We start from the raw sequence: 16,486 nt of genomic DNA on the forward strand, positions 1-16,486 counted from the left end.
ATTTCCCACCAAAAGAAAATTTTGGTTAAAGGAAACTCACCGATTGGCGAGCCCCTAAGGGCAATAACAAAGGCGTAGCTAAAATAATTCTTTAAATGAATCTTCCATTTGGTTGCTTGGCCGTATTTGAAGTGTTTCGGTTTCTTCAACAGCCTTTTTAACCAATAGGGTAAAATCAACAAAGCTTTCATAGTATTGAACTTTCTCTCTTTTTGGCTTCGTTTTTGGTGATGCTGGAACAAAGATGGTACAGCAGTCTTCAAAAGGACGAATAGAAATATCGTGGGTATCGATTTCACGGGCAATTTTAATAATATCTAATTTGTCCATTGTAATTAAAGGCCTAAGAATAGGAGTATTGGTCACTTCGTTTATCGCAAACATGCTCTCAAGGGTTTGACTGGCTACCTGTCCCAGACTTTCCCCTGTGATAATGGCCAAACCTTCATGCATTTTTCTTAGTTCCTCTACAATTCGTAGCATCAGACGTCTGGTTGTTGTCATCGAATAGTTTTCAGGTACTTGTTTTTGCACGGCCTCTTGGATTTGAGTAAATGGGACAATATGAAGTGTTAATGAACCAGAGATTCCAGCCAACTTTTTTGAAAGATCAATGACCTTTTGCTTTGACCTTTCATTTGTATATGGTGGGCTAAAAAAATGAACAGCTTCTATTTCTATGCCTCTCTTCATTGCTAAATAACCGGCAACAGGACTATCAAGACCACCTGAAAGCATAAGCAAAGCCTTCCCACTCGATCCGACAGGAAGGCCACCTGCTCCTAAAATGGTTTCACATGATAAATAAGCTGCTTCACTTCTTATTTCAATTTGAAGGTTTATATCGGGTTTTTTCATACTGACCTTTAAACCAGTAATATTTTTTAAAAGATGAGCCCCAAATGTTTGATTGATTCCATCCGTATCAAGCTCAAAGGACTTATCTGCCCTTTTTCCGGTAATTTTAAAGGTCTGTCCCTCTTTATAAATCTTTGCCACTAATTTTAGTGAGACACTCTTTATTTTCTCAATATCCTTTTCAACCTTTATAGCAGGGCTGAAGGACTGGATCCCAAATATATTTTTTAAAATCATGAGAATATCTTCACTATCCTCACCATTTAAAAGGACGTACATTCGATCCCGCCCAGATTCTATTTTTATTTTCGGAAATGATATAAGGGCTGATATAATACTTTTCTTTAACTTTTCAACAAATTTATTTCTATTTCTACCTTTTGTTGAAATTTCCCCATACCTAATAAGTATGCGTTCATAATTCATTTTAAATTCATTACCTTTCTTAGTTGTTCAGACACTCTGTTAACCGCATCTACAACTGTTGTAGCTTCCTCTTCCGTATTTTCATATGAAAGACTTATTCGTATGGCACTATCGGCAGATGGCCGTGATACACCCATAGCAAGAAGTGTTTTGCTTGGTGATTTCTTTTTAGATGAACAAGCACTTGTGGTTGACACATATATTTCTTCCAGTTCCAAAGAGTGAATAAATGCCTCTGATTTTATTCCTGGTATGGAAAAATTTAAAATATGGAATGCGGCATGTTTAGTAGGAGTATGGATTTGGATGCCCTCAATTTTATCAAATCCAGCTTTTAAAATGTTATGGATTTTCTCCATTTTTCTAATCCCAATCTCACTTTGTTCAAAATTAATCCTTAACGCTTTCGCCATTGCAACTGCTCCAGCAACATTTTCTGTACCGCTGCGAATTCTCGATTCCTGCTCACCACCAGACAATAACGGGGCTAGCATGATTCCTTCTCTTATAAAAAGTGCCCCCGTACCCTTTAATCCGTGGAATTTATGTGCAGAAAACGAACATAGATCGACTCCAAATTCATGTAAATTCAAGTGTAGCTTTCCCATTCCTTGGACTGCATCAACATGAAATAACACATGGGGATATTTCTTAAGGAGGTTTCCAATCTCTTTGATCGGCTGGATTGTTCCAACTTCATTATTCACATGCATAATAGATACCAATATCGTATCATTTCGGATAGCCTTTTCAACATCCTCTAGTTGGACTCTTCCTTCGTTATCAACAGGTAGGTAAGTAACTTCAAATCCATTATCCTCAAGCTGTTCCATCGCTTTACTAACAGAAGGATGCTCTATACTTGAAGTAATTAAGTGACGTCCTTTTTGTTTATACATCAAAGCGGTTCCTTTTACCGCCAGATTATTGCTCTCAGTTCCTCCTGAAGTAAAAAAAACCTCTGTTGCCTTTACATGTAGAAGGTCTGCAATCTGTCCTCTCGCCTGGGTTAACAGTTTTTCAGCTTGACCGCCTAGCCCATTTAATGAGGATGGATTTCCAAAATATGTACTAGATACCTTCAAAAATGAATCTAATACCTCTTGATAGGGCTTTGTGGTTGCACTATTATCAAAATAAATCACAGGCTGCTACTACCTCCTTTTATTACGACTAACACGTTTTAGCGGAATATATCGTAACACAAAACTATTTTCAATGAAAATAAACAAAAACCGATTCTGCCAGAAGCTTAATCGGTTTTTGTATTTCTACTTATTCTAACTGTATTTAGTATCCTTTTGAAAGTAGGTTTTCAATTTTCTTTATTGCAGTTGGATCAATTTCCTCAATCGAAGTTGCTGCTTGTTCCAATGCTTTTTGGTAATCATAGTTACGGAAAGCCTTTTCCGCCTCGACCAAAGCTCTTGAAATCGAAGGATATTGGCTCCGATATCGATTTCCATATTGAATTACTTTTTCAGCCAGCATCACATTTTCTAACATGTCATTTGTTGTATTTACAAGTTTTTCAACCGTTAATACAGCTATTTCTAAGTATTGATTAACAGCTGAAATATTGAGAGGTTTTTCCTCCAACTGCAGTTTTACATTTTCAATACTTTCCTTTCCATCTTCAAAAAGGTATTTATAATTTTCCGGTAACCCCGGTATATTACTTTTAGAAACTAATCTTATCATATCCCCAACTTGTTTCGTAAGTTCCTTGATTTTTTCTCTTGCCTCATATTCATCTTTCCTGAGGTCCTGTAATTTAGTCAAAAAATGATGTTGTTGATCGCGAATAGCATCAAGCTGCCCCTTTATTTCTATCAATTCAACTTCATTTGCGGTTTGGGCTGTTTCGTTTCTATTTAATTTTTCAGCAAGCGCATTAAAATGTTTATAGACTAAATTTAATTCTTTCTCTAGCTTACTTTGGGTTTCAAAATCCTTCTCAGTTAAATGATAGCTCTCTAATACCTGTGTAACCTCATTATTTAGCTGATCATTTTCTTCTTGAATCGTTTCTAGGAGGATTTTCGCTAATTTTTCATTTTGAACAACGTAATGTTTTGCATGTACTTCTTTTTCTAATAAATCAAAAAGAATTTCAACCCTAGCCTTTATTTCTTTAATTTCAGCTTCTGCTTTACTTGTTTCTGTCCCTTTGATAAAGCCTATTGATTCTTCTAGTTTTTCTTCTAAAATGATGATTTCATTTTCCACCTGGACATGTTCTAAATAATAACCTTGTTGTTCCATTTCCCTAAATCCTTCACGAACATCAGACAGTTGTGAAGGAAGATTTGATTGACACTCAATCAAAAGCTGTGGAATTAACTCCATATTATTTATTGTTTGCTCCATTTGGTTTTTAATCATTAAGACCGTCTCACGGGCTTCAAGATAATTACCATTTCCTGTTTTTTCGTCGAACTCTTGAAACCTGTTGATCACTTCGTCAAGCGTTTTCGATAATTGACTTTCAGCTTCCCCAAAGTTATAGCGGTGGGCAAGCAAATTCTTTTTTGCTTCTCTGTATAATTCTTTTAATTGTTCTATTTCAATCCTGTTTTTCTCTTCACTCCCGACAAGTTCATTTAACTCTTCGAGAATATTTGTTATCTGATCTTCAGCGCCTATCAATTTTTGTTCAATCAATCTTTGTACATCTTTTGCTTTATAAAAGCGATAACGATCTATGTATTCTTCTGCGTCAAATAATAATTCTTCTAGATCTGGCAGATCTACAGTGACTAAATCATCCCATTGATTTCTCCAACGTTCAAAAAGCTCCTCTGTTTGTCCAGTCATATTCAACTGTTTTACTTTAGACATCTCATCAAGAACTGGACGATTGGTTAAATCAAGTTTCCATGACTCTAACCGATCCATCTCTTTATAATACTTTTTCTTAATAAAATAGCCTATAACAATTATGACTAGTAAAAGGATAATAAACCCAATAATTATCTTCATGTAAAAGCCTCCTGTCCCGAACAACGTTGTCTCAATCAAAACCAACACGGTGTTATCAATCTAATTTTTAATTATAAAAGCTTCTTTATTTTTAGTCTGTTTCGGGCCAACTCATGTTTCAGCCTTGATAATATTATCTATTTTAATTCAATCAAATTCATTCAATACAATGTTCTAATGATACCATGTAAACGACAATTTTTGACTATTTTTTTCAATTTTTTGTAGAAAGAAGGCAAAAAAAAATAAAACGTAAAAAAGAAGGAGATTTATATCGAAAAAAAATGTGGAGTGATTGAGAGGTGTTGGCTATCTAGCAGACGATTATCACATGCAAAAGCTGCTAGTTAATAGATAAAGGGGCAGCTACTTTTTGACACAATACATCATCAATCCATTTATTAACTTCTTGTGCATATTTTTTCACAAAAAAATGTTCATTTGGAAATATGTACAATACTTCTCTTAAATAAGGGGCATTTAAAAATGGCATCATCCAGAAACTTTTTAATTGAACAATAATAAAGGCAATGGACTGTGGACGAATTTCTTTTCTTTCCATCCCTTTCTCAAGAATCCTTTGCAAATAAAATTTTTCTTTCGCATAATAGGTTGACATAATTTCTCGAACAACTTGGGAATCTAACGACATTTCACGAAAAATAAAACTTGATAAAAGAATATTTTCACATAGAAAATGGAGAAGATCAGAAGAGATCCTTTTTAAACAAAGAGATGCTCCTTGATCGATAAATGTATAACCTACTTCAACTTTAGCCATATATTGTTCAAAGAAAGTCGTAAAGCAATGTTCCAGTAAGCCATGTTTATTTTGAAAGTAATAAGAAATAGTTGAAATGTTCACATTAGACTTTTCTGCGATATCCCTCATTGAGGTTCCAGCGTATCCTTTTGTCGTAAATAATGAGATTGCAGCTTCTACAATCGCTTCTTTCGAATTTTTCTTCATTTCTTTTCCTCCATCGATACCAAGAATCCAATTATCTTTTTAAACTCTTATATTTAGATTCTTGGTTTTAGTTTGGTTTTCCTTTATCAATAGCTCGACAAAGTTTCCCTATTTTCAGCTATTTTTGATAAAATAATAGATAAACTTTAAGGAAATTAGGTGGATAACCATGTTTAACGTCGAAAAGTATAACGGAAATAGCGCTGAAGATTATGAACTTGTCAAAAAACAATTACATGCGTTGGTTCATGACGAAAAAAATCAAATTGCTAATTTAAGTAACGCTTCTGCCCTTTTAAATCAATTTCTTAACTGCATTAATTGGGTTGGTTTTTATTTAATCGATGCGGATTCAGTTGATGAGCTTGTGTTGGGCCCCTTCCAAGGGCTACCAGCCTGTATTCGAATCCCCTTAGGAAAAGGAGTCTGTGGGACCTCCGCGAAAAGGATTGAAACGATTCGCGTAGAGGACGTACAAAAATTCCCGGGCCATATTGCCTGTGATTCTGCCTCAAATTCAGAAATTGTGATTCCAATGATCAAAGAGGGAAAACTAATAGGGGTGTTAGATATTGATTCTCCTGAAAAGGGTCGCTTTGATGAAACTGATCAAAAAATGCTTGAGGAATTTGTTGAAATCTTAGTTCAACATCTTTAAAAAAGGCTGTTTTCGTACAGATTGTTGTTTTACGTACCTAGTCTAAAACCCGTAATTACTATGATATCGTGCTCTTTTCTTAAAAATTGCCTACTGATTCATCGATAAACTGATATAACACACCATATTACCTTCAACTAGCAACAAAGTTTAAGAAAAGAGCCTTAAAAAAAGTGAAAAAGGCACCCTCCGATGGGTGCCTTTAGCTTATTATTTTGCTTACTTCTTGTGTAACTACTTTATTTTTCCCAGTACTCTTTGCTATATAAAGTGCTTCGTCTGCTCTTTTAAATAAATATTTATACATATCAAGCCGTTCTTTCTTCCAATAGGAGACACCGCAAGATACCGTAACATGAGGATCTGAATACATCGCTACTTTTTCCACCAATCTTTCTGCAATCGAAACCCCTACTTTTATAGAGACCTTTGGTAAATAAATAGCTAGTTCTTCTCCACCCCACCTTGCTCCCACATCATCTTCGCGGATATTGTCCTTAATTAGGTTAGCCACCTGAATAAGCACCTCATCACCAATCTGATGACCATAAGTATCATTAATAACCTTAAAATTATCTATATCAATTAATATAAATGCTCCTTGCTCATCTCCTAACATGGAGCGTTGAATAACTTCATCAAGATAATTTCGTGAATGTAACTTTGTTAAATGATCCGTGATAATCACTTTTTCTAATTCCTCACGTAGCATTGAGTTCGTAAATGCTAGTGTAGAATGATGAATTAGCGACTGCAAAAGCTTAAAGGTTTCAAATGAAAAAAAATACGCTTCTTTATGTAATGCGATAGCAAATCCCTTTAAATTTTCACTTTGTTCCATTGGAATAGCCATAACAGAACGAAAACCCATCATATTATCAGCTAATTTTGGAAGATGTAGATCCCCAATAAATAGCGAATCTTTTTCTATTTCAATTTTGTTCTTTAAGTAATCAATATACGGCCGTGCTTCCTTTGAAAAAAAGAACTCAGTTGAGCCTGGCAACACCGTAGCGCTATCTTGGTTAGGAAAATGCAGAAAAAAGCCTACTTCCTGTGCATCAAATGATCGTTTAATCTGCTCTGTCATATAGGTGATTGTTTCTGCCAAACGCAAATTGGAATTTAAACAATGTGAAGTTTCATTTATTAACTGTAAATCAGAAACCAATTTCTTTGATTGTTGATATAGTTGGGCATTTTCAAGTGCACTTCCAGCAGTATGGGCTAATAAGGTTATAAATTCTACTTCATTCTTTGGAAAAACGAGTGTATCGGGAGCAATAACTTGTAACACTCCATACACTCCTTGCTTCCCTTTCAGTGGTGCATAAAGAATAGAGCGATTTCCAAGGATTGAATCTTCAAATTGAATTGTCCCTGTTACATAGGCCTGCAATGCAGTAATGTTTTCGCTATCATACTCTAAATCCTTTATCGGAAGTTCAATATGGCTATGGTTATCATTAGAGAGGAGCAAGTAATATGAAAAAGCAGGATAGACCTCTTGAAGTGTGAGGATAATTTCCCCCAACAAGGCATCCATATTCATTGAGGAATGGAATTTTTCTGTAACTCTAAATAACTGTTTATACTTATTTTCTTCTCTAACAATTCCAAAAACTTTTTGTGCCTTCTCAATTAATGTTGCATATTCGTTCCCGATTTGTCTAAATTGATCATCTTTTATTCGGCTAATAAGTGAGGATTCTTTATCCTTTATTGCAATAAAACCCAGCATTTCATTCCTTTTACGTAGGCTGATTAAAAAGTCATACTGTTCAAGCTCACATGACTGATGCGATTTTCGATATATATCTTTATTTCTCACTAAACTTTCATAATTTCTCAAACTTATAAAGGATGGTCCTACGGTCAATTTCCCTTCCGCATTGACTTCTCCTTTTTTACTAAATTGCTGTTCTACATTGTTATACATAAATAATGAAACTGATTCTACCTGAAATGCACTTAGAACACTCAACAGCGATTCCGTTATAAATAATTCGAAGCGAAACGAATCCGTTTCAGCATCAATTAAATCTAAAAAGCAATCTTTTAACTGTTCTATCAAATTCCTTTTAAGAATTTCCAATCATCATCACCTAATTTTGCATAATTTCCCTACCAAAAATTTCATTATTACCTAATTATAGTTAATTATTTTAAAAAACTGGTAGTTATTTTTAAAATAAATATTTTTTATTCCTTTTATCCATTAATTATAGCATATGACCTATCTTTACATATTAAAAATATATTGTTTATACGTTAAATCTAGTAAAAATGTGAATGTATTTTGATACTTACCTTGACTTTTATACATTAAAAATAATATAATACTCTTTGTGTAAAATATTGCAGCCTATGTGAACACCCTAATGGTCTCATTTTGTTCCTCACAAGCATTTTGCATTGGTGATGGTGTATCTTGTAACCCTCTGCTGCTAGGGCGAAGGTGCATGAAAACAAAATGGCTATCATTGTTGTTTCATAACGGTTTTTATTTTACCAAAATAAAAACACGAAGGAGGAGTCATTCATGGCTCGTTATACTGGCTCTAGCTGGAAAATTTCCCGTCGTCTTGGTATCTCTATAAGCGGCACAGGTAAAGAATTAGAAAAGCGTCCTTACGCTCCTGGACAACATGGTCCAAATCAACGTAAAAAGCTTTCTGAATATGGATTGCAATTACAAGAAAAGCAAAAACTTCGTCATATGTATGGAGTAACTGAACGTCAATTCCGTAACTTATTTGACAAAGCAGGTAAATTATCTGGTAAACACGGTGAGAACTTCATGATTCTTCTTGAAGCTCGTTTAGACAATGTTGTTTATCGTTTAGGTTTAGCTCGTACTCGTCGTCAAGCACGTCAATTAGTTAACCATGGTCATATCCTAGTTAATGGTTCTCGTGTAGATATTCCATCATACCGCTTAGCTGCTGGTCAAACAATCGGCCTTCGCGAAAAATCTCGTAACCTTGACATCGTGAAAGAATCTGTTGAAGTAAATAACTTCGTACCAGACTTCTTAACTTTCGATGCTGACAAACTTGAAGGAACATTCACTCGCTTACCAGAGCGTTCTGAACTTCCAGCTGAAATTAACGAAGCGCTTATCGTTGAGTTCTACTCACGTTAGTCTTTAGATACAGAACCCCTGTCCATATGGAGCAGGGGTTTTGTTTTGTCTATTATGTTTAATGAGTTTTGAAAACAAAAATAGCTTTGGATTTAGCTCCAAAGCTATTTCAATTACTAATATTTAATTAAGTAATATTTCTTCTTCCCTCTTCTAACAATAGTAAATTTTCCTTCGATTCGATCAACTTCCTGTAACAAATAGGCTGGATCTGTAACTTTCTCTCCATTTATGATGATAGCTCCATTTGAAATATCTTCACGAGCCTGGCGCTTAGATGGAGATATTTTTGCATTTACAAGTAAATCAACAAGCAAAAGTTCCTCTTCAACTGAAACATCAAATGATGGCACATCTTTAAAGCCTTGTTCAATTTCAGCTGCAGAAAGATTTTTCACAGCTCCACTAAATAGCGCTTCAGAAATCTTGATAGCTTGTTCAAGTGCATTTTCACCATGAATCAAACGTGTTACTTCTTCTGCTAAAACCTTTTGAGCTTTACGAAGATGAGGTTCTTCCTGTACAGCCTTTTCAAGTTGTTCAATTACCTCACGATCCAAGAAGGTAAAGAACTTCAAATATTTCACAACATCTGCATCCGCTGTATTAATCCAGAATTGATAGAATTCATATGGTGTTGTTCTTTCAGGATCAAGCCATACTGCTCCACCTTCAGTCTTACCAAACTTTGTTCCATCTGCTTTTGTAACAAGTGGAATGGTTAATCCATATGCTTTAGCACCTTCAGGCATCATTTTTCGAACTAGCTCTAAACCCGTTGTAATATTTCCCCATTGGTCACTTCCGCCAATTTGTAATTTACAATCATGCTTTTCATATAAATGTTTGAAATCCATTCCTTGCAGAATCGTATAAGTAAACTCAGTAAATGATATACCAGTTTCCAAACGGGTAGCAATCGTATCTTTTGCTAACATATAGTTAATTCCAATATGTTTTCCGTAATCTCTTAAAAAAGTAATAACACTCATCGGCTCTGTCCAATCATAGTTATTCACCATCATTGCACCGTTTTCACCTTCAAAATTGAAAATGGATTTTAGTTGTTTTTGTAGGCAAGCCACATTGTGTTGAACCATCTCAATTGTTTGAAGTGTTCTTTCTTCAGTTGCTTTTGGGTCACCAATTAGCCCTGTTGCCCCGCCAACAAGGACGATTGGACGGTGACCATGATTCTGAAATCTTCTCAAAGTTAAAAATGGAAGTAAATGTCCGATATGCATACTATCACCAGTTGGATCCATCCCACAGTACAAAGAAATTTTTTCTTTATCTAAAGTTTCCTTTAAGCCCTCTTCATCTGTCTGTTGATATGAAATGCCACGCCATTGTAAGTCCTGTAATAAATCCATCCATCGTTCCTCCTATTTTTTTAGTAAATAAAAACGTCCCTGCAAAAAATGCAAGGACGCTAAAATGCGCGGTACCACCTAGCTTGAGGAAATTCCTCCAACTCTGCATGTTAACGACATGACCGTTTACCATTACTACTAATTTTCATGATAAAAGCTCCAGGACGTAATTCACTCTTCTATTTGTACCAGCTTACACCATCCGCTGGCTCTCTACTAACAGGGATAGAAGAACTACTGTTGATTCCCTTCAAAGCTTATTTATAATATTTAACTATAGATCTTTTTTTACCACATTTAATAGTCACCTGTCAAATCCAGATGGTAACTTCAGAAAAGTGCAAAAGATTGTCATTGTTTAAATACACTATATGCTATAATATAGGGGATTTAAGGGGGTCCACAATGATTAAAAACAAGCAATTATTAATTGAAAAAGTAAAATCTGCATTTAACTTGATTACACATAAAAAAACTGTGAAAAGCGCCCGAATTACATATCAGGTTATTTGGAGTCTTTTTCTTATCTTTGTTATAGTACTCATACTTGGCGGTTCTTTCGGAGCCGGAGTAGGGGCAGGCTACTTTGCCTCACTTGTAAAAGATGAACCTATTCGTTCTTATAGCAGCATGAAAAAAGATATTTATAACTACACAGAAACATCAGATTTTTATTATTCAAATAATGTGTACCTTGGTAAGCTTCGTTCAGACCTTGAACGTGAAGAAGTGAAACTTGATCAAGTATCCGGTTATTTGGTAAAAGCTGTAGTTGCAACAGAGGATGAATACTTTTATCAACATAAGGGTGTTGTCCCGAAATCAATTTTTCGTGCTGTTTTCCAAGAAGTCACAAATTCATCCGTTCAAACTGGGGGAAGCACATTAACTCAGCAATTAATTAAAAACCAAATCTTAACTAACGAAGTTTCCTTCCAAAGAAAAGCAAATGAAATTTTACTCGCACTTCGATTAGAGAAATTCTTTACAAAAAAGGAAATCCTCGAAGCTTACTTAAACGTTTCCACATTCGGACGAAATTCATCTGGACGCAATATTGCTGGAGTTCAATCAGCTGCAAAGGGGCTTTTTGGAAAAGATGCTAAGCAATTAACATTACCTGAAGCCGCGTTTATTGCTGGACTTCCACAAAGTCCTTTTGGTTATACTCCCTTTACTAGGGAGGGTAAACTAAAGAATAATCTTCAGCCTGGTATTTCAAGAATGAAAGTGGTTTTGAAAAGAATGGCTGACGGAGGATATATTACTACAAACCAATACAAAACTGCTGTGGCCTATGACATAACAAAGGACTTTATATCACCTAGGGTCAATCCTGTCGAAAAGTATCCATGGCTAACTTTTGAAATTGAAAAGCGATCTGCAGAAGTGCTTGCAACTGTGTTAGCTGAAAAAGATGGAATCACAGAGAAGGTCTTAAAAAAGGATAATAAGCTTTATAATAATTATCTTACCTTAGCAAATCATGATCTTCATCAAAAAGGCTATGAGATTCATACTACGATTGATAAAGATATTTATGATGCTATGCAAAAAGCAAAGGATCACTATCCATATTTTGGTCCTGATAAGGAACAAATAACAAAAGATCCAGAAACAGGTGAAAAAATAACTGTTATGGAGCCTGTCGAAGTGGGAGCAATGTTGATTGAAAATAAAACAGGGAAAATCATTAGCTTTGTTGGTGGAAGGGATTATAAAAAGCAACAGTTGAACCATGCAACAAGCTCGATAAGACAAAATGGATCAACCATGAAACCCTTACTCGTTTATGGGCCTGCTTTTGAGCTTGGTAAAGCTTCACCAGGAACCCCGTTACCAGACGTTGCATTAAAGCTTAATCCAGCTGATCCAAGTAACCCTTGGCCACACAATTATGACCTAAGATATAGTGGAATCGTTTCGGCTAGGGTGGCTCTCACGAAGTCAATTAATGTTCCAGCTGTAAAGCTCTATAAAGACATTATGGCCTTGCATCCTACAAAATATCTTGAAAAGATGGGATTTACATCATTGATTAATGATGATTATACTAACCCTTCAACAGCTATAGGATCTTTAAAGAATGGGGTTACAGTTGAGGAAAACACCAATGCTTTTAGTACGTTTGCAAATGATGGAAAATTTATTGATGCGTATTTAATTGATAAAATTGTCGATAAACATGGGAAAGTAGTCTATCAACATCAAGTAAAGCCTGTCACTGTGTTCACCCCACAAACATCCTTTTTAACACTTGATATGATGAGAGATGTTATAAAAAAAGGAACGGCTGCCGGTATTAATGGAAGATTAAAATTCCATACAGATTGGGCTGGAAAAACAGGTACAGGTAACCAGTATATTGATTCTTGGTTTGTAGCTACAAATCCTAATGTAACATTTGGCATTTGGACTGGCTATGATACTCCAAAATCTTTGCAGGCACGCGGGAATTTAACTTATAGCCAAAGAACAAACAATCTTTGGGTGGATCTAATTAATGCCGCCTATACCGTTAAACCTACTTTAATTGATCCAAAAGGAACATTTAAAATGCCGAGTGGAATTGTTCGAAGATCCATTTGTTCTGTTTCAGGCCTGCTCCCATCAAAGGCTTGCTCACAGGCGGGGTTGATCGCGAGTGATTACTTCAACGCTAAATATGTTCCCACAAAAATAGATGATAGCTTAACTTATGGAAAATTCGTCCAAATTGGGGATAAGAAATACTTAGCAATGGCTAAAACACCGGCAGATTTTGCCCAACAAGGACTAATTTTAAATCCCGATTTCATTACAAGAATGGTTGGGAAAAATTTCAACGATTATAGTCAACTCATTCCAAAAAAAGATCAATGGGGCAAGATTTTAGTTCCAAGCGCAGAAATAAAAGAAAACGGAAAAACACCTTCGGCTGTTGGTTTAACTAATACTGGGGATGTATTAAAATGGTCTGCAGTGCCTGAAAGCGATGTAATTGGTTATCGGGTTTACACTTCTGGTATACTTTCAACCCGAGTGGAAAGTATAAAAAGTGGCTCGAATTTATCTTTTACCGCTCCAAATGGTACTTATTATGTTACAACAGTGGATATTGCTGGAAATGAATCCCCACCCTCTAACCAGATTGTGATTGGAAGCGCTCATTAATATTCTAATAACCGATGACAGAAAAAGGCCGATATTTTCGGCCTTTTTCTGAGTTCTTATGAATGGAATTCAGAAATAATGTATTTTAAAATAGTACCAAAACAGAAAGTTTTGTGAAAGCGCTTTAAAACAAAGAGATTTATGTATAATAGAATTAATTTAATAAAGAAAACTCGCCGATTGGCGAGCCCCTAAGGGCGATGATAGAGGCGTAGTTGCACTTATGCGCTAGCAGAATTTATGGATATAAATTCTGCTTAGCTAAACAAAACAGGAGGTGATTGAATGGAACATCAAAAAGCGTTTAATACGAAAGAATTAACAACCCCTCAAGGAAAACTAATCATCGAAGGTCCAATTTCTCCTGAAAAACTAGCTAGCTTTGAATTTCATAAAGACCTTATTGCCTTTCGTCCACCCGCTAAGCAGCATCAGGCACTCATTGGTATTGCCAAGCTTGATGAAGGAAGAATTATTATTGCTAGAAATGGTCATACAATCGTTGGTTATGTTACTTACCTTTACCCTGATCCACTCGAAAGATGGTCAGAAGGTAATATGAATAATTTAATTGAATTAGGTGCTATTGAAGTAATTCCTGAATTTAGAGGTTGTACTGTTGGAAAAAATCTCCTTCTAGTATCAATGCTGGATCCCGCAATGGAAGATTATATTATTATCACAACCGAGTATTATTGGCACTGGGATTTAAAAGGAACAGGCTTAAATATCTGGGAGTATCGGAAAGTTATGGAGAAAATGATGAATGCCGGAGGGCTGGAATGGTATGCGACCGATGATCCTGAAATTTGCTCACACCCTGCAAACTGCTTAATGGTCAGAATCGGAAAAAATATCGACAATGAATCTATTCAAAAGTTGGACCGACTTCGTTTTAAGAAACGATATATGTAGCTTAAACACGTTCTTCTCGTACGAAGAATCATCTACTCCATTTACAAAACTAACATAATAAGGCGGTGTGAGCAGAGCTTATCTTCACTCAATTCATAGTGAAAAAAGGATTTTTTTGCAACGCTCCGCTCCTTTTCCAAAGGGGGATTTTCAAATGATAGTAGAAGAAATCATGAAAACAAAGGTTTCAACACTTTTTCCGACCAATACGATTGCAGATGCTATCCACTTAATGCGTTCAAAAAAAATTCGACATATCCCCATCATAAATACAGAAGAACATCTAGTTGGACTTGTCACATCGAGTCGCATTCGAAACGCAACTCCGTCTATTTTCCATGCTAATGAGCATTTAGAAGATTTACAGAAACCGCTTGAAGCGATTATGAGAACCGATATTTATACAGGTCATCCCCTAGATTTTGTTGAAGAGGTTGCTGGGCTTTTTTACGAACATCACATTAGTTGTCTTCCGATCATAAAAGATAAAAAACTAATAGGAATTATTACTGAAACAGATTTATTAAGAACAATGGTAGAGTTAACAGGCGCTCATCAACCGGGTTCGCAAATTGATGTAAAGGTTCCTAATATTTCAGGAGTTCTATGTGAGATAGCTGGTATTATCCGAAACCGAAAAGCGAATATACTTAGCGTTCTCGTTTACCCAGACAAACAGGATGAACATTATAAAATTTTAGTTATTAGGGTGCAAATGATGAACCCTATTGGATTAATAGAAGACCTTAAACAAGCAGGTTATCATGTGCTTTGGCCAAATCTCCCGGGGATTTCACAATGAAAAAAGACTGTGCTTTTATTTTCTCTGATGAACTATTGAAATATAAATTTAGCAAACATCATCCCTTCAATCAATTTCGGCTGGAACTAACAGTAGATTTGTTAAAACGACTAAACGCATTAGATCCACTGGCAGTCCTTCCTCCAAGGATAGCTACAGACGAAGAACTTTGTTTAATCCATGATCCTATCTATATTGAAGCAGTTAAAAAGGCCGGGCGCGGGATACTTCCAAATGAAATAGCCGGAAACTATGGTTTGGGATCAGAAGATACTCCAATATTCCCCAATATGCATGAGGCGAGTTCAATCCTTGTTGGTGGAACATTAACTGCAGTAGATCAAGTAATGACAGGAAAGGCCATTCATGCACTTCACCTTGGCGGTGGGTTACATCACGGCTTTCGTGGAAAAGCATCCGGATTTTGTATATATAATGATAGCTCCGTTGCAATCAAATATCTTCAAAACAAATACCATGCACGAGTGCTCTATGTTGATACGGATGCCCATCATGGTGATGGTGTTCAATGGTCTTTTTATGATGATCCGAATGTATGCACCTTATCTATCCACGAAACAGGAAGATATTTATTTCCGGGAACTGGGAATGTTACAGAAAGAGGCCAAGGAAAAGGATATGGATATTCTTTTAATCTTCCTGTTGATGCTTTTACCGAGGATGAATCATGGCTCTTTACGTATAGAAATGCGTTGATAGAGGTTGCCGAATTCTTTCAACCAGATGTAATTCTTACCCAAAATGGGGCAGATTCACATTATTATGATCCATTGACACATTTATCGGCAACAATGAAGATCTACAGGGAAATTCCAAAACTTGCCCATGAAATTGCACATCTTTATTGTGGGGGAAAGTGGGTTGCGGTTGGCGGCGGTGGGTATGATATTTGGAGGGTTGTTCCGAGGGCATGGGCGCTCATATGGTTAGAAATGACCGAAAATCCAAACAGCTTTGGCCATTTACCTTCAGATTGGATTGATCATTGGCAAAAAATTGCGCCAGTCGATCTTCCGACAGAATGGGATGACCCAGATCATTTATACCCTCATATTCCCCGGAAGGAAGAAATCACTGAAAAAAATGCAATAACACTCGAAAAGGCTCTTTTTCCTATTCGAAATCAACAAGACCAAAAAAAAGAATAGGTATTCCAAATAGGGCCGTACCAAATGGTAGGCCC

12 protein-coding genes and 1 other annotated feature are annotated in these 16,486 nt (G+C 35.9%); of the genes, 6 read left to right on the forward strand and 6 right to left on the reverse strand.

The genetic code is table 11. From position 1 onward, the window contains the following. Positions 1–78 precede the first annotated feature (78 nt). The 4 genes from thiI to refZ form a co-directional block, all read right to left on the reverse strand. The gene (thiI, locus tag RCG20_RS07115) at positions 79–1,284 is read right to left on the reverse strand and encodes a tRNA uracil 4-sulfurtransferase ThiI (protein WP_308183538.1); all 1,206 of its coding nucleotides are present in this window, start codon (positions 1,282–1,284) and stop codon (positions 79–81) included. Beyond that, positions 1,281–2,429: a cysteine desulfurase family protein gene (locus tag RCG20_RS07120; protein ID WP_308183539.1), complete on the reverse strand. Its 1,149-nt coding sequence runs from the start codon at positions 2,427–2,429 to the stop codon at positions 1,281–1,283. Before RCG20_RS07120 ends, thiI begins: the two co-directional genes overlap by 4 nt. Positions 2,430–2,574: 145 nt before the next feature. Further along, positions 2,575–4,266, reverse strand: a complete 1,692-nt coding sequence (ezrA, locus tag RCG20_RS07125) for a septation ring formation regulator EzrA (RefSeq protein ID WP_308183540.1) — start codon at positions 4,264–4,266, stop codon at positions 2,575–2,577. Between the two features lie 343 nt (positions 4,267–4,609). Then, a complete protein-coding gene (gene refZ / locus RCG20_RS07130) occupies positions 4,610–5,236 on the reverse strand; it encodes a forespore capture DNA-binding protein RefZ (RefSeq protein WP_308183541.1) in 627 nt (208 codons plus the stop codon). Positions 5,237–5,405: 169 nt separating this feature from the next. On the opposite strand from refZ, the gene RCG20_RS07135 reads away from it, so the two are divergent. After that, positions 5,406–5,894 (forward strand): GAF domain-containing protein, encoded by a 489-nt coding sequence (locus RCG20_RS07135; RefSeq protein WP_308183542.1) that lies wholly within the window; start codon positions 5,406–5,408, stop codon positions 5,892–5,894. A 202-nt stretch (positions 5,895–6,096) separates the two neighbouring features. Here the strand turns inward: RCG20_RS07135 and RCG20_RS07140 are convergent, their stop codons facing one another. Then, entirely contained in the window at positions 6,097–7,989 is a 1,893-nt protein-coding gene (locus tag RCG20_RS07140) for a sensor domain-containing diguanylate cyclase (RefSeq protein ID WP_308183543.1), read from the reverse strand. A 447-nt stretch (positions 7,990–8,436) separates the two neighbouring features. On the opposite strand from RCG20_RS07140, the gene rpsD reads away from it, so the two are divergent. Further along, a complete protein-coding gene (rpsD, locus tag RCG20_RS07145; protein WP_308183544.1) occupies positions 8,437–9,039 on the forward strand; it encodes a 30S ribosomal protein S4 in 603 nt (200 codons plus the stop codon). A gap of 116 nt (positions 9,040–9,155) precedes the next feature. On the opposite strand, the gene tyrS is transcribed toward rpsD, so the two are convergent. Further along, complete coding sequence (tyrS, locus tag RCG20_RS07150) at positions 9,156–10,412, reverse strand: tyrosine--tRNA ligase (protein WP_308183545.1); 1,257 nt, start codon at positions 10,410–10,412, stop codon at positions 9,156–9,158. A 49-nt stretch (positions 10,413–10,461) separates the two neighbouring features. Then, positions 10,462–10,675, reverse strand: a binding site (T-box leader). Between the two features lie 142 nt (positions 10,676–10,817). Between tyrS and RCG20_RS07155 the strand changes: the two genes are divergently transcribed. The 4 genes from RCG20_RS07155 (at position 10,818) to RCG20_RS07170 (ending at position 16,451) form a co-directional block, all read left to right on the forward strand. Then, positions 10,818–13,565, forward strand: coding sequence for a transglycosylase domain-containing protein (locus RCG20_RS07155; protein WP_308183546.1), 2,748 nt, complete (start codon positions 10,818–10,820; stop codon positions 13,563–13,565). A 285-nt stretch (positions 13,566–13,850) separates the two neighbouring features. Continuing rightward, positions 13,851–14,480: a GNAT family N-acetyltransferase gene (locus RCG20_RS07160; protein ID WP_308183547.1), complete on the forward strand. Its 630-nt coding sequence runs from the start codon at positions 13,851–13,853 to the stop codon at positions 14,478–14,480. A 154-nt stretch (positions 14,481–14,634) separates the two neighbouring features. Then, positions 14,635–15,282: an acetoin utilization AcuB family protein gene (locus tag RCG20_RS07165; protein WP_308183548.1), complete on the forward strand. Its 648-nt coding sequence runs from the start codon at positions 14,635–14,637 to the stop codon at positions 15,280–15,282. Further along, positions 15,279–16,451: an acetoin utilization protein AcuC gene (locus tag RCG20_RS07170; protein WP_308183549.1), complete on the forward strand. Its 1,173-nt coding sequence runs from the start codon at positions 15,279–15,281 to the stop codon at positions 16,449–16,451. The genes RCG20_RS07165 and RCG20_RS07170 overlap by 4 nt, the downstream gene beginning before the upstream one ends. The last annotated feature ends 35 nt before the right edge of the window (positions 16,452–16,486 follow it).

The organism is Neobacillus sp. PS3-40 (assembly GCF_030915485.1).
Lineage (GTDB): Bacteria > Bacillota > Bacilli > Bacillales > Cytobacillaceae > JAUZPL01.

Excerpts from the sequence above, each read along its gene's own strand:
- ezrA (WP_308183540.1), bottom strand. The coding sequence starts at position 4,266 with ATGAAGATAATTATTGGGTTTATTATCCTTTTACTAGTCATAATTGTT.
- RCG20_RS07160 (WP_308183547.1), top strand. The coding sequence starts at position 13,851 with ATGGAACATCAAAAAGCGTTTAATACGAAAGAATTAACAACCCCTCAA.
- rpsD (WP_308183544.1), top strand. The coding sequence starts at position 8,437 with ATGGCTCGTTATACTGGCTCTAGCTGGAAAATTTCCCGTCGTCTTGGT.
- RCG20_RS07135 (WP_308183542.1), top strand. The coding sequence starts at position 5,406 with ATGTTTAACGTCGAAAAGTATAACGGAAATAGCGCTGAAGATTATGAA.
- RCG20_RS07170 (WP_308183549.1), top strand. The coding sequence starts at position 15,279 with ATGAAAAAAGACTGTGCTTTTATTTTCTCTGATGAACTATTGAAATAT.
- thiI (WP_308183538.1), bottom strand. The coding sequence starts at position 1,284 with ATGAATTATGAACGCATACTTATTAGGTATGGGGAAATTTCAACAAAA.
- RCG20_RS07165 (WP_308183548.1), top strand. The coding sequence starts at position 14,635 with ATGATAGTAGAAGAAATCATGAAAACAAAGGTTTCAACACTTTTTCCG.
- tyrS (WP_308183545.1), bottom strand. The coding sequence starts at position 10,412 with ATGGATTTATTACAGGACTTACAATGGCGTGGCATTTCATATCAACAG.
- refZ (WP_308183541.1), bottom strand. The coding sequence starts at position 5,236 with ATGAAGAAAAATTCGAAAGAAGCGATTGTAGAAGCTGCAATCTCATTA.
- RCG20_RS07155 (WP_308183546.1), top strand. The coding sequence starts at position 10,818 with ATGATTAAAAACAAGCAATTATTAATTGAAAAAGTAAAATCTGCATTT.